The organism is Rummeliibacillus stabekisii, from assembly GCF_007988965.1.
In the GTDB taxonomy this organism is placed as follows: Bacteria; Bacillota; Bacilli; order Bacillales_A; family Planococcaceae; genus Rummeliibacillus; species Rummeliibacillus stabekisii.
This window is the reverse complement of record NZ_BJVD01000001.1, coordinates 561,146-581,615: the sequence shown is the minus strand read 5'-3', so window position 1 is coordinate 581,615 and position 20,470 is coordinate 561,146. Positions and strand designations below refer to the sequence as shown.

General features: G+C 38.6%; 23 protein-coding genes. 22 read left to right on the top strand and 1 reads right to left on the bottom strand.

Features of this window, described 5'->3' with window-relative positions; translation table 11 throughout:
* Window positions 1-54: 54 nt before the first annotated feature.
* The 14 genes from aroC to RST01_RS02880 all read left to right on the top strand — a co-directional run bounded on the left by aroC (window position 55) and on the right by RST01_RS02880 (window position 12,434).
* On the top strand, window positions 55-1,236 hold the full coding sequence (gene aroC, locus RST01_RS02945) for a chorismate synthase (RefSeq protein ID WP_147193949.1): 1,182 nt from the start codon (window positions 55-57) through the stop codon (window positions 1,234-1,236).
* A gap of 2 nt (window positions 1,237-1,238) precedes the next feature.
* Complete coding sequence (aroB, locus tag RST01_RS02940) at window positions 1,239-2,333, top strand: 3-dehydroquinate synthase (RefSeq protein WP_147193948.1); 1,095 nt, start codon at window positions 1,239-1,241, stop codon at window positions 2,331-2,333.
* Window positions 2,326-2,688 (top strand): chorismate mutase, encoded by a 363-nt coding sequence (gene aroH, locus RST01_RS02935; RefSeq protein WP_147193946.1) that lies wholly within the window; start codon window positions 2,326-2,328, stop codon window positions 2,686-2,688. Before aroB ends, aroH begins: the two co-directional genes overlap by 8 nt.
* A 23-nt stretch (window positions 2,689-2,711) precedes the next feature.
* A complete protein-coding gene (gene hisC, locus RST01_RS02930) occupies window positions 2,712-3,812 on the top strand; it encodes a histidinol-phosphate transaminase (RefSeq protein ID WP_147193944.1) in 1,101 nt (366 codons plus the stop codon).
* Window positions 3,809-4,906 (top strand): prephenate dehydrogenase, encoded by a 1,098-nt coding sequence (locus tag RST01_RS02925; RefSeq protein WP_147193942.1) that lies wholly within the window; start codon window positions 3,809-3,811, stop codon window positions 4,904-4,906. Before hisC ends, RST01_RS02925 begins: the two co-directional genes overlap by 4 nt.
* A 19-nt stretch (window positions 4,907-4,925) precedes the next feature.
* Window positions 4,926-6,221, top strand: coding sequence for a 3-phosphoshikimate 1-carboxyvinyltransferase (aroA, locus tag RST01_RS02920; RefSeq protein WP_147193940.1), 1,296 nt, complete (start codon window positions 4,926-4,928; stop codon window positions 6,219-6,221).
* Window positions 6,222-6,351: 130 nt separating this feature from the next.
* A complete protein-coding gene (locus RST01_RS02915; protein WP_066786080.1) occupies window positions 6,352-7,605 on the top strand; it encodes a tetratricopeptide repeat protein in 1,254 nt (417 codons plus the stop codon).
* Window positions 7,606-7,622: 17 nt separating this feature from the next.
* Window positions 7,623-8,174, top strand: a complete 552-nt coding sequence (locus tag RST01_RS02910) for a ReoY family proteolytic degradation factor (RefSeq protein WP_066786083.1) — start codon at window positions 7,623-7,625, stop codon at window positions 8,172-8,174.
* Window positions 8,175-8,221: 47 nt separating this feature from the next.
* Window positions 8,222-8,671 (top strand): DUF2487 family protein, encoded by a 450-nt coding sequence (locus RST01_RS02905; protein ID WP_066786086.1) that lies wholly within the window; start codon window positions 8,222-8,224, stop codon window positions 8,669-8,671.
* A 265-nt stretch (window positions 8,672-8,936) separates the two neighbouring features.
* A complete protein-coding gene (locus RST01_RS02900) occupies window positions 8,937-9,440 on the top strand; it encodes a QcrA and Rieske domain-containing protein (protein WP_066786089.1) in 504 nt (167 codons plus the stop codon).
* 21 nt (window positions 9,441-9,461) lie between these two features.
* Window positions 9,462-10,136: a menaquinol-cytochrome c reductase cytochrome b subunit gene (gene qcrB, locus RST01_RS02895; protein ID WP_066786091.1), complete on the top strand. Its 675-nt coding sequence runs from the start codon at window positions 9,462-9,464 to the stop codon at window positions 10,134-10,136.
* A 41-nt stretch (window positions 10,137-10,177) separates the two neighbouring features.
* A complete protein-coding gene (locus RST01_RS02890) occupies window positions 10,178-10,945 on the top strand; it encodes a menaquinol-cytochrome c reductase cytochrome b/c subunit (RefSeq protein WP_066786093.1) in 768 nt (255 codons plus the stop codon).
* 149 nt (window positions 10,946-11,094) lie between these two features.
* Complete coding sequence (gene lhaT, locus RST01_RS02885; RefSeq protein ID WP_147193938.1) at window positions 11,095-11,703, top strand: lipoprotein heptaprenylglyceryl N-acetyltransferase LhaT; 609 nt, start codon at window positions 11,095-11,097, stop codon at window positions 11,701-11,703.
* A 26-nt stretch (window positions 11,704-11,729) separates the two neighbouring features.
* Window positions 11,730-12,434: a zinc metallopeptidase gene (locus tag RST01_RS02880; RefSeq protein ID WP_443096414.1), complete on the top strand. Its 705-nt coding sequence runs from the start codon at window positions 11,730-11,732 to the stop codon at window positions 12,432-12,434.
* Between the two features lie 71 nt (window positions 12,435-12,505).
* Here RST01_RS02880 and RST01_RS02875 read toward each other — a convergent pair whose 3' ends face one another.
* Window positions 12,506-13,372, bottom strand: a complete 867-nt coding sequence (locus RST01_RS02875) for a YitT family protein (RefSeq protein ID WP_066786098.1) — start codon at window positions 13,370-13,372, stop codon at window positions 12,506-12,508.
* Between the two features lie 215 nt (window positions 13,373-13,587).
* Here RST01_RS02875 and dapB point away from each other — a divergent pair, with 215 nt between their 5' ends.
* The 8 genes from dapB to panD all read left to right on the top strand — a co-directional run bounded on the left by dapB (window position 13,588) and on the right by panD (window position 20,393).
* Window positions 13,588-14,385: a 4-hydroxy-tetrahydrodipicolinate reductase gene (gene dapB / locus RST01_RS02870; protein WP_147195080.1), complete on the top strand. Its 798-nt coding sequence runs from the start codon at window positions 13,588-13,590 to the stop codon at window positions 14,383-14,385.
* Between the two features lie 14 nt (window positions 14,386-14,399).
* Window positions 14,400-14,804: a methylglyoxal synthase gene (mgsA, locus tag RST01_RS02865; RefSeq protein WP_147193936.1), complete on the top strand. Its 405-nt coding sequence runs from the start codon at window positions 14,400-14,402 to the stop codon at window positions 14,802-14,804.
* 15 nt (window positions 14,805-14,819) lie between these two features.
* Window positions 14,820-15,956: an N-acetyl-alpha-D-glucosaminyl L-malate synthase BshA gene (gene bshA, locus RST01_RS02860; protein ID WP_147193934.1), complete on the top strand. Its 1,137-nt coding sequence runs from the start codon at window positions 14,820-14,822 to the stop codon at window positions 15,954-15,956.
* On the top strand, window positions 15,949-17,136 hold the full coding sequence (locus RST01_RS02855) for a CCA tRNA nucleotidyltransferase (RefSeq protein WP_147193931.1): 1,188 nt from the start codon (window positions 15,949-15,951) through the stop codon (window positions 17,134-17,136). The genes bshA and RST01_RS02855 overlap by 8 nt, the downstream gene beginning before the upstream one ends.
* Entirely contained in the window at window positions 17,120-18,103 is a 984-nt protein-coding gene (locus RST01_RS02850; protein WP_147193929.1) for a biotin--[acetyl-CoA-carboxylase] ligase, read from the top strand. Before RST01_RS02855 ends, RST01_RS02850 begins: the two co-directional genes overlap by 17 nt.
* A gap of 213 nt (window positions 18,104-18,316) precedes the next feature.
* The gene (gene panB / locus RST01_RS02845) at window positions 18,317-19,156 is read left to right on the top strand and encodes a 3-methyl-2-oxobutanoate hydroxymethyltransferase (RefSeq protein ID WP_066786110.1); all 840 of its coding nucleotides are present in this window, start codon (window positions 18,317-18,319) and stop codon (window positions 19,154-19,156) included.
* Window positions 19,153-20,004, top strand: a complete 852-nt coding sequence (gene panC, locus RST01_RS02840) for a pantoate--beta-alanine ligase (protein WP_147193927.1) — start codon at window positions 19,153-19,155, stop codon at window positions 20,002-20,004. The genes panB and panC overlap by 4 nt, the downstream gene beginning before the upstream one ends.
* A gap of 2 nt (window positions 20,005-20,006) precedes the next feature.
* A complete protein-coding gene (gene panD / locus RST01_RS02835) occupies window positions 20,007-20,393 on the top strand; it encodes an aspartate 1-decarboxylase (RefSeq protein ID WP_066786117.1) in 387 nt (128 codons plus the stop codon).
* Window positions 20,394-20,470: the final 77 nt, after the last annotated feature.

Here is a 20,470-nt window from a genome sequence, read left to right as displayed (position 1 = left end):
AAAATATGTTATAGTGAAAAACATACACTTTAACGAGTTGAAGGGGGAAAGTATATGCGTTATTTAACAGCAGGAGAGTCGCATGGACCACAATTAACTACTATTATCGAAGGAATACCAGCCCAATTAGAGCTAACAACAGAACAGATTAATAAAGAACTTAAACGTCGACAAGGTGGCCATGGAAGAGGGCGCCGCATGCAAATAGAAACAGATACTGTAGAGATTGCTTCAGGTGTTCGACATGGTAAGACGTTAGGGTCGCCGATTGCGCTAATTGTCAAAAATGATGATTGGAAACACTGGACAAAAATTATGGGTGCGGACCCTTTGCCAGAAGATATAAACCCAGATGAGATTAAAAGAAAAATTACGAGACCACGCCCAGGACATGCAGATTTAGTAGGCGGCATTAAATACGGACATAGAGACTTAAGAAATGTATTAGAACGCTCATCGGCAAGAGAAACGACTGTGCGTGTAGCAGTTGGCGCTGTAGCAAAAGTTTTACTAAATGAATTAGGCATCCATATTGTATCGCATGTAACAGAAATCGGTGGTGTCATTGCAAATCCTGAAACGACGATGAATAAAACAGTTCATGAAATTCGTCAAATCATTGAAAATGATCCATGTTATTGTGTAGATCATGATGCTTCTATTAAGATGGTAGAAGCAATTGACGCAGCTAAAAAAGCGGGAGATTCGATTGGCGGCGTTGTAGAAGTTATAGTAGAAGGTGTACCAGCTGGAATCGGTTCGTATGTCCATTATGACCGTAAATTGGATGGTAAATTAGCTGCGGCTATGATGAGCATCAATGCCTTTAAAGGAGTGGAATTTGGTCTTGGTTTTGAAATGGCTCATTTAAAAGGGAGCGAAGTGCATGATGAAATTCTCTGGAGTCCTGAAGAGGGATACACAAGGAGAACCAATCACTTAGGTGGTCTAGAAGGTGGTATGTCTACTGGGATGCCAATCGTCGTTCGAGGAGTAATGAAGCCTATTCCGACATTATATAAACCCCTTCAAAGTGTTGATATTGATACTAAGGAAGCTTTTAAGGCAAGTGTCGAGCGTTCCGATAGTTGTGCTGTACCTGCTGCTTCAGTTGTGGCAGAACATGTTGTAGCTTTCGAAATAGCAAAAGCTATCGTTGAACATTTCCATAGCGACCAGCTTGGCCAATTAAAAGACCAAATAAATGAGATGAGAAAAATAATGAAGGAGTTTTAGTGATGAAAATTCCAATTCATACTCCCTCCCGTAGCTATAATGTGTATATAGGTCAGGGAGACCTTGAAGAAGCTATAAAAACGTATCAACAATTCATCGTAGAAAGGGACAAGGTAATTGTATTTACGGACGAAAATGTTTGGCGAATATATAAAGACGCATTTACAAAAAGTTTCCCTTTTCCATTCTCTGTATTTGTTTTGCCAGGCGGAGAAGCATGCAAAACATTTGAGCAATACTTAGCCGCACAGACATTTTTGTTAGAACAAAAGTGTACACGTAAATCAATGCTGTTTGCTTTTGGTGGAGGAGCAGTTGGCGATCTTACAGGCTTTGTTGCTTCCACTTTTATGAGAGGAATTCCGATCATTCAATTGCCTACGACCATTCTTGCCCACGATAGCGCAGTAGGAGGAAAGACTGCGATAAATCATGCTTTAGGCAAAAATATGATAGGAACCTTTTATCAACCAGAAGGTGTCATATTCGATATTGAATTTTTAAAAAGCTTGCCAGCACAAGAGGTAAGATCAGGAATGGCTGAAGTAGTAAAACATGCACTTATTTCTGACATGGTCTGGTTACAGGAATTAATGGAGCTTCCGCCAATGTTCAATCTAGATGAAGAGAAAACGATGGGCTATTTAGAACAGGGGATTCGTGTAAAGGCAAATATAGTAGCCCAAGATGAAGAAGAACATGGCGTACGAAAATTTTTAAACTTTGGCCATACATACGGCCACGCACTAGAAGCAGCATTTGGCTTTGGGAAATTAACGCACGGCGAAGCGGTGATGATCGGTATGGTATATGCTTTATTGCTAAGCGAAAAGTATGGTCAAATATCACGCTCATTTACGAAAGAATTTCTTTTGTTTGCTATACGTAATAAATATCCTGTAGAATCTGTTGCTAATTTTAGTTTTGATGAATTATTTGAGTTTATGCAAAAGGATAAAAAAGCTGAAGATGGTGAACTGCAGTTTGTACTTTTAAAGGATATCGGTAAACCATTCACTCAGCGAATATCCCGTAGTGAGTGTCAAGAAACAGATCTTCTTTTAAGAGAATTAATAGAGGGGGTATCATATGATTAGAGGAATACGAGGCGCCAGTACAATCGCTTATGATAATCCAGCATTAGTAATGCAGGAAACAAAGAATTTAATGGAGCGAATAATAAAGGATAATGAGGTGCTTCCGGAGAATGTTGCATCAGTGATTATTTCTACAACTGCAGATATCGTTTCAGCTTTTCCTGCTAAAGCTGTACGGTCACTTCCGAAATGGGAGTATGTTCCCGTTATGTGTACACATGAGATGAATGTGCCAAACGGGCTTCCCTTATGTATTCGAGTACTAGTACATGTGAATACAACTGTCCCACAAAATGAAATTAAGCACATCTATCTGAATGAGGCTGTAAAATTAAGACCAGATTTGACAAAATAATAGATATAGAAGGAGAGAGTGCAATGAAATGGAAGAAAGAAATTGAGGGGCTAAAAGCATATCAGCCAGGAAAGTCGATTGAAGCAGTTCAGAAAGAATTCGGACTAAGCACTATTCATAAGCTTGCTTCAAATGAAAATCCATATGGCTGTTCGCCCAAGGTGCAAGAATTCTTAGCAAAAGAAGCATTCAACTTTGCTTTATATCCAGATGGAGCAGCAACTGATATGCGGTCAACCATCTCAGAGCATTTAGGTGTTAGTGGTCGAAAGCTTATTTTTGGCAATGGGTCTGACGAATTAATTAGCATTATATCAAGATCGCTTCTTCGTCCAGGGGTTAATACAGTAATGGCAAAGCCGACTTTTTCACAGTACGCATTAAATGCAAGAATTGAAGGAGCAGAAGTACGCGAGGTTCCTTTGAAAGACGGTACTCATGACTTAGTAGAGATGTTTGAACAGATAGATCATGAGACAGCAGTCGTATGGCTATGCAGTCCAAACAATCCAACAGGGGTTGTGATTGATGACAGTGCCCTTACAGCATTTCTTGACAAGGTTCCTCAGGATGTATTAGTGGTCCTAGACGAAGCTTATTTTGAATATATAACAAACCCTACATACAGAAATACGCTTTCGTATATAGATGAATATCCTAATCTACTTATCCTACGTACATTTTCTAAAGCTTATGGATTAGCCTCTTTCCGAGTTGGCTATGGAATGGCTTCAGAACCGATTATTGCTAAATTGGAACCTGTTAGAGGACCATTTAACACTACCGTATTAAGTCAAGCCGTAGTAAGTGTAGCAGTTGAGGATCAATCCTTCATTGATATGTGCAGAAGTGAAAATGAAAAGGGTAAACAGCTAATAGAGAAATTCTGTACGGCGCATAATCTTCATTTTTATCCTTCAGATACTAACTTTATTTTAATGGAAGTGAAGACTGACAGTGATATAGTCTTCCAAAGACTAATGGAAAAAGGGTATATTGTAAGAAGCGGCAATGTACTTGGCGTACCAGGGTATGTACGGGTGACGATTGGTACGCAAGAACAGAATGAAGGCTTCTTGAGACAGTTAACAGATGTCCTTAAAGACCAAGGCGTTGCTATATGAAGAAAACTATTCTCATTGTCGGTTTAGGATTAATTGGCGGTTCCGTTGCGGTTTCATTACGGAAGTCCCCTAATCTACATGTGATTGGCTATGATATAAACGAAAAGAATACTGATGCCGCCTTAGAATTAAATATTATCCAGGAAGGAACATTGGATCCTAAAAGTACATCAGAAAGAGCTGACATAATACTATTTGCAACACCTGTAAATGCTACGTTAAACTGGCTAGACCTAATAAAGGACTGGCCACTAAAGAAAGATGTAATTATTACGGATACAGGTAGCACAAAAACATTAATTATGGAAAAAGCGTGTGAACTAAGGAAATTAGGAATAACTTTTATTGGCGGGCATCCGATGGCGGGCTCGCATAAAAGTGGCATCTCAGCTGCAAAGCCATATTTATTTGAAAACGCCTATTATTTGCTGACCCCTCTAGAAAGTGAAGAGGAAGCAACAATACAAAGGTTAAAAGAAATACTTTCTTATACAAAGGCCAAGCTCTTAACTGTATCAGCAGCATCTCACGATCAAATGACAGCTGTAGTGAGCCATTTCCCTCATATTGTGGCAGCTTCATTAGTGAATCAATTAAAAGAAGAAAGCACGCAAAACCAAACTACAAAAATGTTAGCGGCTGGAGGATTCAGAGACCTCACAAGGATTGCCTCTTCAAACCCGAAGTTATGGCGTGATATCACAATGCAAAATCGAATTCAGATACTTGCTCAATTGACTAGTTGGCAAAAGGAAATGGCTAAAGTAAAAGAGGTTCTTGAAACGGGCAACGCGGATGAAATTGAAATGTTTTTTTTCGATGCAAAAGAATATAGAGATCAGCTTCCGAGTACAAAAGGGGCTTTATTTTCTACATATGATTTATCAATTGATGTCCCTGATTACCCAGGTAGCATTGCAGAAATTACTGCTTATTTTGCAGAAGAACAGATCAGCATTACAAATATTCGTATTATAGAAACACGAGAAGACGTATATGGTATCCTTGTGGTTAGTTTTCAAAACGAAGAAGATCGCGGAAAAGCAGCAAGTTGTATTAAGCGCCGTACCCAGTACGATGTTTATATAAGATAAAGAGGCAGGTGTTTTGATTATGAATCAAATGAATTTAGACTATCATAAACCAAGCTTGCATGGAGAATTGAGTATACCGGGGGATAAATCGGTCTCACATCGAGCGATTATGTTCGGTAGTATGGCGAAAGGACGCACGACAGTTAGCGGATTTTTGCTAGGCAATGATTGTTTGAGCACTATCGATTGTTTTCGAAAACTCGGTGTTAAGATAGAAGTAGAAGGCACGAATGTTGTGATTGAAAGCAAGGGGATGGCCGATTGGGTAGAACCGACAGACATCCTGGATACAGGCAACTCAGGGACGACAACCCGTTTGATGTTAGGGATATTAGCTGGTTCCAAATTACACACTGTCTTGAATGGCGATGCTTCTATTGGGAAGAGGCCAATGAGACGAGTGATAGATCCTTTACGCTTGATGGGAGCGCAAATTAATGGCAGAGAGAATGGCCAGTATACTCCGCTAGCAATCAAGGGTAATCCATTGCAAGCAATTGAATATACAATGCCAGTCGCTAGCGCTCAAGTGAAATCTGCTATTTTGCTTGCAGCAATGCATGCACGCGGAACAACTACCATTTATGAGAAGGGTTTAACCCGTGATCATACAGAGAGAATGCTAAGACAGTTTGGCGCAGAAATTATAGCTGAAAATGGAACAATTTCATATAAAGGCGGCCAAGACCTCATCCCAGCTCATGTTGAAGTGCCCGGTGACATCTCATCAGCCGCCTTCTTTTTAGTAGCAGGAGCACTTGCAAAAAATAGCAAAGTTATACTTCATAATGTTGGGCTAAACCCGACGCGGGCAGGCATTCTCACTGTGCTGCAAGAAATGGGTGCAGATATCGAGGTTTCCAACGTGGATGACCATGCTTATGAGCCTAGAGGAACAATTACAATTAGCACATCTACTTTAAATGGCATAACGATTAGCGGGGACTTAATTCCATTATTAATTGATGAAATTCCAATTATTGCTCTTTTAGCTACACAAGCGCAAGGAAAGACGATTATTCGGGATGCAGCAGAACTAAGAGTCAAAGAAACAGACAGAATTGCTGCTGTTGTATCTGAATTAAAAAAACTTGGAGCAGATATAGAAGCTACAGAAGATGGCATGATTATCCAAGGAGGAAAACCACTCCATGGCGCATCGCTTCAAACATATGGGGACCATCGTATAGGCATGATGGGTGCAATCGCAGCATTGATAACTGAAGGAGCTATTCAGTTAGATGATAGCGACTGCATTGCAGTGTCCTATCCGAACTTCTTCGAAGATTTAGAGACTATTTTACAATCACGATAATTAATACGAAAAATGTTTTTTTCTTGTACCAAAAGAGACACTCATGTAGCATTAGAATGAATCCTTATTTATTTGTAGAAACTAAGTTATATATCAGGATTTAAAAATTAATGTTAAAACAGGTGACAATATGGATATTGAAAAAAAAATGATAGATGCGATTCAGCAAGGGGATTTAAAAGAAATTCAAGATTTGCTTGGAGACGTATTATTAAAAGTTAATCCCGATATGCAATATGAGATTGCAGGTCTACTGATTAATTTCGGATTTTTAGATGAAGCAGATGAACTATTGGAACATTTACAATATGTTTTCCCAGATGAGGTTCAGCTTAAGATTGATAGGGCCACTCTTTTAATGGAGCGTGGCGAAGAAGATCAGGCACTTGAATACCTAATGTCTATCGGTAAAGAAGAACCAGAATATCCACAGGTCCTACTTGCATTAGCCGATTATTATCAAATGCAAGGCTTATATGAAGTTGCAGAGCAACGTATGAATGAAGCATTGGAAATATTGCCGGATGAGCCACTTCTCCAATTTGCGAAAGCTGAGCTTTTAATGGAAATAGGACGCTTCAGTGAAGCAGCTAGGCTTTATCATTCAATAAACAAAGATACAGAAGAAATTGCTGGTGTGAGATTGGTTGAACGATTAGCTGAAGTATATAGAGCTGGCGGTGCATTTGAAGAGGCATATGAATTTTATACGCAAGCACTAGAAAATCAAACTTCTCCAGATTTATTATTTGGCGCTGCGTATTCTGCTTTTCAATGTCAAATGTATGAAACTGCTATTCGCTATGCAGAAGATTTAAAAACACTGGATCCAGACTATTTTTCCGCATACTTATTGCTTGCTCAAAGTCATGCTATGTTAGAAGACAACAAAAAAGCTTTAGAAGTAATAAAAGAGGGAATAATGCGTGATGAATATGATAAAGAACTATATTTGTTCGCAGGCAAAATGTCATTGAAAAATAATTTACCAAATGAGGCCGAGCAATATTTGCGCCAAGCGATTGCATTAGATAGTGAGTATATGGAAGCTATCCTTACACTCGTATCCATACTTTCCAACGAAGAAAGAGATGAAGAGGTAGTCGAATTAATTGAACAGCTTGAAAAAGATGATTTTGATTGGTCGTCGCTGTCTGCGTTTGCCGCTCTCTCATATGATCGATTAGAAAACTTCAAACGTGCATACGAATTTTATAAGTTAGCATATACTGAACACAAGGAAGATCCACTGTTCCTCGAAAAATACGTTTATTTCCTAATTGAAGATGGTAAGCGTATGGAAGCACAGCAAGTCGCTCGGCAGTTGGTAGCATTACAGCCAGATGAACCGGCTTGGCAAGATCTTTTACAAACTTTTGAATGAGAGGAGACCCATGCAAAATGACGGCATCCGTTTCTGTCTTGGACAAAAAAGAATTTGTTCGTTGGTTTTTAAAAAAATACCAAATGAAACGACGTGAATGTGTATGGATTTTAAACTATCTGCTGGGCCATGATGAATTATTAGAACGCATTCATTTTGTAGAAGAAGCACATTACTGTCCAAGAGCAATGGTAATGTCTACAACTGATTCCTCAGGTATCCCATTCCGATTTTACCGTGAGAACATCATGACTGCAGACGCAGAAAAATCCTTTCACGATTTACGGCTTCACCCAAACGAAGAAATGTACATTCAATTAAACTTCCCTAAAGTTCCGCCGAGCCGCGAATACTTAACAGTACTAGAGGAAAATCCTTTTATGCCAAATTATTTGCAAATCAGCGAGTCGGATCGGCAGTTGGCGGAGGAAATTTTGCAAGATAGTATGAAAACTTTTCAAGAGGAAGCTGTTCTAAAACAAATTGATGAAGCACTAGACCAGAACGACAAAGAGAAGTTTTATAAGTTATCTGCACTATTAAATATAATAAAAAATGAAGAAAAATAAAAACTTCATCCTTTTTGGATGAAGTTTTATCTTGAGGAGGAGTTAGTATGTTTTGGACAAGCAAGGATATAGATGAATTTTTAAAGAATAAACAATTTATAGATACAGCAATCGTTCCATTAGTTTTGTTAGAAGGAACAGAAATAGGTATAAAACAGAGTGCATCTGGGGCAGAATTCTTAATGTCGTTAACAAATTTTCTGGAACAGCAATTTAAAGGAAGGGTTGTATTAACTTCACCTGTTACATATACCAAATCTTTAAACAGAAAAGAATTGATAGCGGCTATGCATGACGAGTTAATAGCGAGCGGTTTTACATATGTTTTCTTCATTACAAGTGATCATGAATGGACACAATTAGCGCCGGAGAAGGATGTTTTGTGGTTGCCGTCCATACCTTTAAGCGATATGGATCAAAAAGTTAGACAACAAGTGCTTAGCGACCAATTACGACAAGTTATTCCAATGTTATCGGCTAAATGGTCAAATCAATAAAATTGTATACTAAATGCTAATAGCCTAAACTGCTGTTTTATAACAGGATTATGAAGGACTGTCAGATTAAGAGCGATAGTATGCAGGAAGGTTATCAACAATTGGAACTTTCACTTTTTTCGATAAATGTTCACAAAACTGTCTAAAACAATTGAAAGCGTTATTGACCTAACATTTTACTTGATATATCATAGATATGTCCTAGTATTACTATTTTGTATAAGTTTGTCCATTGGACTGACCTGAAGTTAGAGGGGGGAAAAGGATGAGTAACAATCGTGTCACAAGACGTCAATTTTTGAACTATACACTAACAGGTGTTGGTGGTTTTATGGCAGCAGGTATGCTTATGCCAATGGCTCGCTTTGCAATCGACCCAGTTCTAGAAAAGAAAGCTGGCGGAGATTTTGTAATGACTGATAAAAAAGCATCAGAGCTATCAGAAACTCCTGTAAAAGTTGATTTTAAGTTCGAGCAAGTTGACGCTTGGTACAAATCTGATGTTACAGATACAGCGTGGGTTTATAAAGATGGCGATAAAATTATCGCACTTTCACCTGTATGTAAACACTTAGGTTGTACTGTCAACTGGAACGGCAGCCCAGAATTTAAAAACCAATTCTACTGCCCATGCCACGGAGGTCGTTACGAGAAAAACGGTAAAAATATTCCGGGTACACCGCCACTTGGTCCGTTAGACGAATTTGAAGTAAAAGTAAAAGACGGTCTAGTAATGATCGGAAAAACAAGAGCAAACACATTAGTATAATTGTAAGGGGGTACGACGTCAGTGCTTAATAAAATCTATGATTGGGTCGATGAACGCCTAGATATTACACCGATTTGGCGTGATATTGCCGACCATGAAGTTCCAGAGCACGTAAACCCTGCACATCATTTCTCTGCATTCGTATATTGTTTCGGGGGGTTAACGTTCTTCGTTACTGTTATTCAAATCTTATCAGGTATGTTCTTAACAATGTACTATGTACCGGATATTGAAAATGCTTGGAAATCAGTTTACTATCTCCAAAATGAGGTAGCATTCGGTGAAATCGTGCGTGGTATGCACCACTGGGGCGCTTCTCTCGTAATAGTTATGATGTTCCTTCATACATTACGGGTATTCTTCACAGGTTCATATAAAAAACCTCGTGAATTGAACTGGATCGTTGGGGTTCTAATCTTCTGTGTAATGTTAGGCCTTGGCTTTACAGGTTACCTGCTTCCTTGGGATATGAAAGCATTATTTGCTACTAAAGTAGGTATTCAAATTGCAGCATCAGTACCGTTTATTGGTGAACTTATAAAAATCTTATTAGCTGGTGATGCAACAATCATCGGTGCTCAAACACTAACTAGATTCTTTGCGATTCATGTATTCTTCTTGCCAGCAGGCTTACTTGCACTGCTCGCAGCTCACTTTATCATGATTCGTAGACAAGGGATATCTGGCCCATTGTAAGATTTACAATGCCATTAATATTTCCTTAAGGAGGGGACAAAATGCATAAAGGAAAAGGAATGAAATTCGTAGGGGATTCGCGTGTTCAAGAAAAGAACAATAAAAGCGTTTACCCACCCGATTATTCCGAATATCCTGGCAAAACAGAACCGTTCTGGCCTGACTTCTTATTAAAAGAGTGGATGGTTGGTGCTGTATTCTTAGTTGGGTATTTAATCTTGACTGTTGCCCATCCGTCGCCACTAGAAGGACAAGCGGATCCAACAAACACAGGTTACATTCCAATGCCAGACTGGTATTTCTTATTCTTATACCAATTACTTAAATATGAATATGCTTCAGGCCCTTATAATACAATTGGTGCAATTGTAGTGCCTGCTATCGCAATTGGTGCTTTAATGTTAGCTCCATTCTTAGATAGAGGTCCTGAACGCAAACCGCTTAAACGCCCACTTCCAGTAGCATTTATGCTATTAGCGCTAGCTTCTATGGTTTACCTAACTTGGGAATCTGTTGTAAACCATGACTGGGCTGCTGCTAAGAAGCAAGGTCAAATTGTGAAAGAAGTTGAAATTGACCAAGAAGACCCTGGCTATAAAGTATATGCAAAACAATCTTGTATTAACTGCCATGGTGATAAACTTCAAGGTGGAGCAGGTCCAAACCTGACAAATACTGGTTTATCTCCTGATGAGATTGCAAAAATCGCTCATGAAGGTAAAGGCGGTATGCCACCTGGACAATATAAAGGTTCAGATGAAGATTTACAGAAATTAGCTAAATTCATTTCTGAATTAAAAGCTGAATAATATGGAGAGAAGAGTCAGGAAACTGGCTCTTTTTTTCTACAGTAAATAAGAATCTGTTATGACAACAATTAAGGAAAATCAGAAAGCAATACATATACAGTAATATTACATACAAAATAAAGAATGAAGGAAATAACCAGGAGGACAACATGAAGTTTAGTTTTATTATATGGCAGTATTTAACACACAAAGCCTTTTTATGGATACTATTGGTTGTGAACGTTTTGGGAACAATTGGCGGATATATTTGGTATGGTAGTCAATTGGCTGATACAAAGCCGATATTTAGAATTTTTGTGCCTGATAGCCCTACTGCAACATTGTTTTTCTCTATAGCCATTATATTCTGGTTATTCGGGAAACACTTTCGTTTAATAGAGGCTTTGGCATTGATTACATTGGTAAAATACGGACTTTGGGCTGTAGTAATGAACCTGTTGGCATTACAACAATTAGGATCAATCGGCTACGATGGCTGGATGCTTGTGATTTCTCATTTTGCTATGGCAGTACAAGGTGTTCTGTATATCCCGAAATATAAGTTTCGTTTAATCCATGTAGCTATTGCGGGAGCTTGGACATTGCATGATGTCATCATTGACTATGTGTTTGGCCAAATGCCTATTTATAGTATGCTATCTGATTATATTGCACAGATTGGCTACTTTACTTTTTGGTTATCCATTTTATGTATTGCGCTTGCATATTGGTCCATGAAAAAAAGGTTTTTATTTGATAGTAAAATCGACAACCATTAAAATAGTATTAAGTAAGTATTAGGAGGATGGTTTATTTGTCAATAGCGATGTATATCGTTTATTTTCTTGTACTAATGTTACTGCCGCTTTATGCGCAGAGAAAAGTAATGAAAACCTACCGGCGTTATTCTGAAGTACGCTCTACTTCTGGCATGACAGGTGCAGAAGTAGCAAGAACTATATTGGATAACAATGGATTGAGCAATGTTCGTGTAGTAAGAACAGAAGGTGTCCTATCAGACCACTATGATCCTACGAGCAAAACAGTAGCTCTTTCAGCAGATAACTATGATTATGCATCAGTCGCAGGTACGGCTGTAGCTGCTCATGAATGCGGCCATGCAATTCAACATAAAGAAGCATATGCTTTCTTGACGCTACGTTCTAAATTGGTTCCTGCAGCTAATATTTCATCCAATGTTTCATGGATTTTCATTATGATTGGTATGTTTAGTACCGCGATGCATCAATTAATGTTAGTCGGCATCGTATTATTAGCAGTTGGTGTGCTTTTCCAAATTGTAACGTTGCCAGTAGAGTTTGATGCTTCAAGACGAGCAATGCATCAAGTAGTGGACTTAGGGATTATAAGAAATGAAGAAGAACCTCATGCGCGCAAGGTTTTAAGTGCTGCAGCATTAACCTACGTAGCAGCAGCTGCTACAGCTGTTATGGAGTTACTACGTTTGTTGCTCATTTATACAGGTATGGGCAATAATAATGATGATTAATTCGAAGATCGAGTAAAAAAAGCGAAGGGCCATTTTAGGCCCTTCGCTTTTTTTATATGCATGTAATTGTGTTATTCAAGCGGATTTTTTTGATTATCGAGTGTAAAACCTTCACCACTTACATCATGAACCTCAGAAACTGATACAAATGCATGCGGATCTACTGATAGTACAATGCTTTTTAGCCTAAACATTTCATTTCTTGCCACTACACAATAGAGAACTTCTCGGTCTTCTTTTGTATAATAACCATAACCTTTTAGGAAAGTAACACCACGATCCATTTGTTTAGTAATCTTTGCTGCAATTTCATCACTATTTTTAGAAATAATGAATGCACCTTTCGCAGCGTATGCACCTTCTTGTACAAAATCGATTACTTGTGCGGTGATAAACACACAGACTAGCGTATACATAACAGACCGTGCATCCAAGTATGTTAACCAAGATAAAATAATGACGATAGCGTCAAACATAAACATAGTTTTACCCATCGGCCATCCGAAAAACTTATTTGCAAGCCTTGCAATAATATCAACTCCACCAGTTGTACCTCCGACACGGAAAATGATGCCGAGACCAGCGCCTAGGAATACGCCGGCGAATAGCGCCACTAAAAACATATCATCGTGCAAGTCGATAGGGAATTGATAAATTTGGAAAACTTTTAAAAATACTGATACCGAAACAGTTCCGATAATTGTATAAACAAAAGTTTTTTTGCCAAGGATTCTCCATCCTATGACAAACATGGGGATATTTAAAACTAAATTGAGTATTGCTGGATCCCATCCTAATACATTATAAAGAATTAACGTTATACCATTAAAACCGCCCTCACCTAAATGGTTTTGTATATTAAAGTGGACAAAACCGAAACTGAATAATGCTGCGCCTAAAATAATAAATAATGTATTTTTAACTTTAATTTTTGGCATAAGCTTCACCTCATCTTTTTGTTATAGAATATAATAGCTTTAAATGTACAAAAATAATTGTCCTTTATCGTAATTAAGGCAAATAGATGTTACATTATTAGTAGAAATACCTAAAAATCAACACAAGAATATATTATCATGTATTTCCAAGGTTTTTTCAACTAGAAGCCTACAATAGATAAAATATATGGTAGAAATGAGAAAGGACGATGAAAATGGTAATCCGAGTTGCAATTGCAGGCCCCCGAGGCAAAATGGGTCAAAATGCAGTACATACTGTAATGAGAGATGATAAGATGGAATTAGTAGCTGTGTTTGATTATAAAAATATTGCTCCCAATTTAGCACAGTATCAGGAATTTGACGCCACTTATAGTGTTCCTGTCTTTTCATCAATACAAACATTATTTGAAACGGTACAAGCAGATGTTTTCGTTGATTTGACTGTACCAGAAGCAGGATTTATACATACCAAGGCAGCACTTTTTGCTGGTGTGCGGCCTGTTGTTGGCACAACTGGATTTACGGAGAGCCAATTACAAGAATTAAGGTATTTATCAGAAAGTGCAGGCATTGGTTGCATTATTGCTCCAAACTTTTCTATTGGGGCAGTTTTAATGATGAAGTTTGCTCAGATGGCTGCGTCCTATTTTCCTGATACAGAAATTATTGAAATGCACCATGATGGTAAATTGGATGCGCCATCAGGGACAGCCCTAAAAACCGCACAGATGATTAAAGAAAATCGTATGGCGCGCCGTCAAGGAGCTGAGGCTGAGCGTGAAACATTAGAAGGAGCTCGCGGAGCCGATTTTGATGGCATGCGTATACATAGTGTGCGGCTGCCTGGATTAGTTGCCCATCAGCAAGTATTATTCGGTGGCACAGGGGAATTGTTAACCATAAGACATGATTCGTTTGACCGCAATTCCTTTATGACAGGCTTAACCTTATCAATTGAAAAAGTACTGGAATTGAACCAGTTTGTATATGGACTTGAAAATATTCTATAAAAGGGGTGTGGCAATTGAAAATAGCTTTAATTGCACATGATAAGAAAAAGGAAGATATCATACAATTTGCGACAGCTTATCGTCCTATATTGCAACAACATGAGTTGTTTGCAACAGGTACAACGGGTAAACGTATTATGGAAGCGACAGGGCTCAACATTACCCGATTTCGTTCAGGTCCTTTAGGTGGAGATCAACAAATCGGAGCAATGGTCGCTAACAATGAAATGGATATGATAATCTTCCTTCGCGATCCGCTAACTGCACAGCCGCATGAGCCTGATGTTTCTGCCTTAATGAGGTTAAGTGATGTGTATCAGGTCCCCTTAGCGACCAACATGGGGACAGCAGAAGTATTAATTAAAGGACTTCAAGAAGGATTTATGGATTGGCGTTTAATACAACATCAAGAAGATTAGAAAGGTTGTGGTCGGATGAAAAAATTAAAAATCGGAATCACATGTTATCCGACTGTTGGAGGTTCTGGTGTTATGGCAACAGAACTCGGAAAAATGCTAGCTGAAAGAGGCCATGAAATACATTTCATTACTTCAAGCATGCCATTTAGATTAAATAAAATGTATTCAAATATTTTTTACCATGAAGTACAAGTCAGCAATTATCCTGTATTTCAATATCCCCCATATGAAATTGCTTTAGCGAGCAAGATGGCAGATGTTATTCAAAGTGAGGGACTTGACTTGCTTCATGTTCACTATGCTATCCCACATGCAGTATGTGCGGCTTTAGCAAGGGATATGGCTGGAGAAAATGTAGGAATCGTCACAACTTTACATGGTACAGACGTTACCGTGTTGGGATATGACACAGCATTAACAAGTGCTATTAAATACGGCATAGAAAAATCGGATATTGTCACGGCTGTATCCAATTCTTTAAAGCAACAGACATATGAATTAATTGATACGACTAAACCGATTGAGACCATCTATAATTTTGTAGATGAACGAGAATATAAACCACAAGACTGCACAGTCCTCAAAAAAGAGTTTGGTATTCAGGAAGATGAGAAAGTGCTGATTCATGTTTCGAATTTCCGGAAAGTCAAACATGTGCCGGACGTTATTCAAACATTTTTAAAAGTAAGAGAAAAAATGCCAGCAAAATTGTTATTGGTAGGCGATGGGCCTGAGAAGAGCAAGATTATGCATGAGATCAAAAAGGGACCATTCGCGGACGATATCCTCTTTTTAGGAAAGCAAGAAAACCTATCAGAGCTTTATGCTATAAGTGATTTAAAATTGCTTATGTCTGAGAAAGAAGCATTTGGTCTTGTTCTGTTGGAAGCGATGGCTTGTGGCGTGCCAGGCATAGGAACGAATATTGGTGGTATACCAGAAGTCATTTCACATGGCGAAAATGGGTATATAGTTGATTTAGCAGATGTAGAAAAAGCTGCAGAATATGCAGCTCAATTGTTGCAAGATGAAGAAAAACACCGTCATTTCAAAGAAAATGCGATTGCAACAGCCCAGCAAAATTTCCATTCTACTCATATTGTGGAACAATATGAAGCGCTTTATGAAAAGGTGGCAAAGAAAAATGTATGAGCAGAAATCCTGGAAAGCAGCCTTTAATGTAATGGAAACATTAATTAACCATGGCTATGAAGCTGTCATTGTAGGTGGTGCTGTAAGGGATTTACTGCGAGGGCATTTGGTACATGATGTAGATGTTGCAACAAATGCACACCCTGAAGAAGTGAAGGCACTTTTTTCGAATACAGCAGATGTTGGGATTGCGCATGGTACCGTGCTAGTCATTCATAAGCTCAGCCCTATTGAAGTAACGACTTATCGTACTGAAGGGAAGTATCAGGATCACAGACGACCAGATGAAGTAAAGTTTGTCTCATCCCTCTCTGAAGATTTGAAAAGACGCGATTTTACTATTAATGCAATGGCTTTAACCATCCATGAAGAAATCATTGATTTATATGGTGGCAAGGAAGATATGGAACGACGTATCATCCGAGCGGTGGGCGAACCAACAAAGCGGTTTAAGGAAGATGCTTTAAGAATGCTCCGTGCCATACGGTTTAGTGCACAATTAGGGTTCCAGATTGAAATCAATACGTTGGAGGCTATTAAACAGCAGGCGGAAGACATATGCTTTATTGCCAAGGAACGTTTAAAACAAGAGTTCGATAAAATCTTTATAAGCCGCTATCCGAAAAATGCATTTCTTCATATTTCAAATAGCAGTCTGTCACAATTTCTGCCTGGGGATTATAGCCATTATGAGGCTTGGGAATGCTTTAAGCCTAACGGAAAATCTGTAAAAGGGTGGGCATTTTTAACTCTCTTACAACCTAATCACGATGCTTCAATATTGTCGCAATTGAAATGTTCGAATAGTGAAAAGAAATATGTTAAAGCAGTAGTTGAAGCATTTCAATTGCTAATTGATGGTGGATGGACTAAAAGGGATTACTTTGACTATGATGTAGATATTTTAGAAACGGCATATGAGTTTGCTTGCCAATTAAACAAGAATGTAAAGGCTCCTGCATCTCAGTATGACATAGTCCAGATCAAAAGTAGCTTAGCGATTCAGTCCCAACAAGAATTGGCAGTGAGTGGACAAGACCTAATAAAGTGGAGCGGTCAAAGAGGTGGGCCTTGGCTAAAAGAAATGCTGAATAGGATTTTAAATGAAATTCTTGAAAATCGGCTGTCTAACAGTACTGAACAGATAAAGGAATGGTTTTTGCGTGAACACACCCATTAAATATGAAATTGTAAAGCGTTTATTAGCTGCAAAAGATAAGCCCATTTCCGGCCAGCAATTGGCAGATGAGCTCCAAATTTCACGTACAGCGGTATGGAAGTATATGAAACAGTTAGAAGAAGAGGGCTATGAGTTTGAAGCAACACGTAAAAAAGGCTATCTATTGCAGAAAAGCCCGGATACCCTTGACCCATCAAAAATAAAAGCACTTTTGGAAACAAAGCGCTTTGGCAGAGAAATTATTTATGAAGAATCGCTGACATCTACGCAAACAATTGCTCATCAGTTAGCACAAGAGGGAGCCCTTGATGGGACATTAGTAATTTGTGAAGAACAGACTGAAGGTAGAGGCAGGCTCATGCGTGAGTGGAAGTCTCAAAAAGGAAAAGGAATCTGGATGAGCATTATTATGCGGCCAGATGTGGCACCTTATCAAGCACCACAATTTACATTGGTGGCTGCAGTCGCTCTTACATATGCTATTTTTGATGTAACAGGCGTTAGCCCTGCTATAAAATGGCCGAATGATTTGCTGATTAATGGCATGAAATGTACAGGGATATTGACTGAAATGCAAGCAGATCCCGATAGAGTTAATGCGATTATTATGGGGATCGGCATAAATGTTAATCACCAGCAAGAAGATTTTGGTGAAGAGATTGCGTCGATTGCTACGTCTTTACGTATATCACTTGGTAAAGAAATTGATCGGGCGGCGCTTGTAGCAAAAATTCTTTATTATATGGAAGCGTTCAGTAAGCAATATGTAGCTGAAGGTTTTGAGAAAATAAAAACATTGTGGGAAAAGAATTCTTGCACAATCGGCAATCGAATTAAAGCAACAACTCTCCGTGAAACATTTATAGGCAAGGCTGTCGGTATAACAAAAGATGGTGTCCTGCAATTGCTGTTAGATGATGGAACTATAAAAGAAATTATCTCAGCTGACATTGAATTAGAAAAATAAATATTGGCAATTGTTATAGAACTTGTTATAGTGAGTCTAGGACAGTATCCAACTCGGAACTGTACCTCCAAAACGACACTATTACAATAATTGATCTGCCTTGATCGACTAGACAGGGACGGAAGAAAACGATTGCTTTACGAAAATTCTGCCCTTCTATCCTTTAAGATAGAAGGGTTTTGTTTTCTTCCTCTTCAAAAAGGAGGAAAAATAATGAAATCGACAACGGATTTTATCAAAATGAAAGAAATGAACGAGAAAATCACAATGATTACGGCCTATGATTATCCCTCTGCACAGCTTGTGGAAAGCAGCAGAGTCGATATGATATTGGTTGGTGATTCGCTTGGGATGGTGGTACTAGGCTACGATTCTACAGTCAATGTGACGATGGAAGATATGATCCATCATGGAAAAGCAACACGTAATGGAGCAAGAGATACATTTATCGTAGTTGATATGCCATTTGGCAGTTACCATGGCGATGAGACAGAAACCTTGAAAAATGCAGTACGCTTATTTCAGCAAACAGGTGCAAATGCCTTAAAGGTAGAAGGGGCAGGGATGTTACTCCCTTCTATCAAAAGAATGATTAATGCAGGTATACCAGTTGTGGGGCACCTTGGATTGCAGCCGCAGTCTGCTGCTATTTTAGGCGGATTTAAAGTACAAGGTAAAAATGCTGAAGCTGCCAAAAAATTAATCCAAGATGCCAAAGCATTAGAGGAGGCGGGAGCATTTGCTCTCGTTTTGGAATGTGTACCGCATCAATTAGCTGAAATTGTTACGCAAGAATTACGCATACCGACAATCGGAATTGGGGCTGGACGCGATGTCGATGGGCAAGTGCTTGTTTATCATGATGTATTAAGATATGGCAATCATCATTTGCCAAAGTTCGTAGAGACATATGCAGATGTTGCTTCAGAAATAAGCAAGGGTATCACTTCATTTTGCAATGCTGTAAAAAACAATGAATTTCCGGCTCCTAAACATCAATTTACTATGTCTGAAGAGACGATAGATGAATTGTATGGAGGCATAAAAAGATGAAAGTAATATCAACAGTTGCAGGATTGCAAGAAGAGCTAAAAGAGTTTCACTCTGCACATAAAAGCGTGGCATTAGTTCCAACGATGGGGTATTTGCATGAGGGGCATATATCACTGATTGATGCAGCAAGAAGAGATAATGAAATAGTGGTGTTGAGTGATTTTGTAAACCCTACTCAATTCGGTCCCAATGAAGATTACGAAAGCTATCCTAGGGATCTGGAAAGGGATCGAGAAATAGCAGAGAAGGCTGGAGTAGATTATTTATTTGCTCCTTCAGTGGAAGAGATGTATGGAACAGATGGCGGAATTCAATTTGCTGCAGGGCCTGCTACATCTATATTATGCGGCGCGAGCAGACCGGGCCATTTTAATGGAGTATTGCAAATTGTGACGAAGTTGTTCCATATTGTGCAACCAACAAATGCATATTTTGGTCAGAAGGATGCACAACAGTTAGCGCTAATTGAAATGCTGGCAAGGGATTACTTTTTCCCTCTTACAATATGCAATGTGCCGATTGTGCGAGAAGAAGACGGCCTAGCCAAAAGCTCTCGTAACGTTTTCTTAACAAGTGAGGAAAGAAAAGAAGCCCCTTTCATTCAACAAGCGTTACTTTTGGCAAAACAAGATTTCTTACAACATCAAGATAAAAAACAAGCCATTGAAACAGCAAAAGAATATATCCATGCTAATACAAGCGGCCGGATTGATTATATAGAAGTCTGGAGCTATCCGGATTTGCAGGAAGTACAGGCGAATACGGAAAAATTAATCATCGCTGCTGCTGTTTATTTTTCAGAAGTGCGTTTAATTGATAATATTCTTTTTTCTACTGAGGAGATATAAAAATGTTAAAAATGATGATGACATCTAAATTACACCGTGCAACAGTGACACAAGCTGATCTGAATTATGTCGGCAGCATCACAGTTGACGAAGATTTATTGGAAGCAGTCGGCATTTTGCCAAACGAAAAAGTACAAATTGTAAATAACAATAACGGGGCTCGTTTTGAAACGTATACTATTGCTGGAGAGCGTGGTTCAGGAGTTATATGCTTAAACGGTGCTGCTGCTAGGCTCGTGCAACCGGGAGATATAGTTATTATTATCGCTTATGGCTATATGACAGCAGAAGAAGCTTTGAATCATAAACCAGCAGTTGCCATTTTAAATGAGCACAATCAAATTAAACAAATGCTTCAGCATGAACCAGAAGCTACGGTTATCGTTTAATATATAAAGAGGATCGGATAAAACAAAATTCGTCCCTTTCAAAACAAAATAATAATAATTTTAATAGAATTTGAATT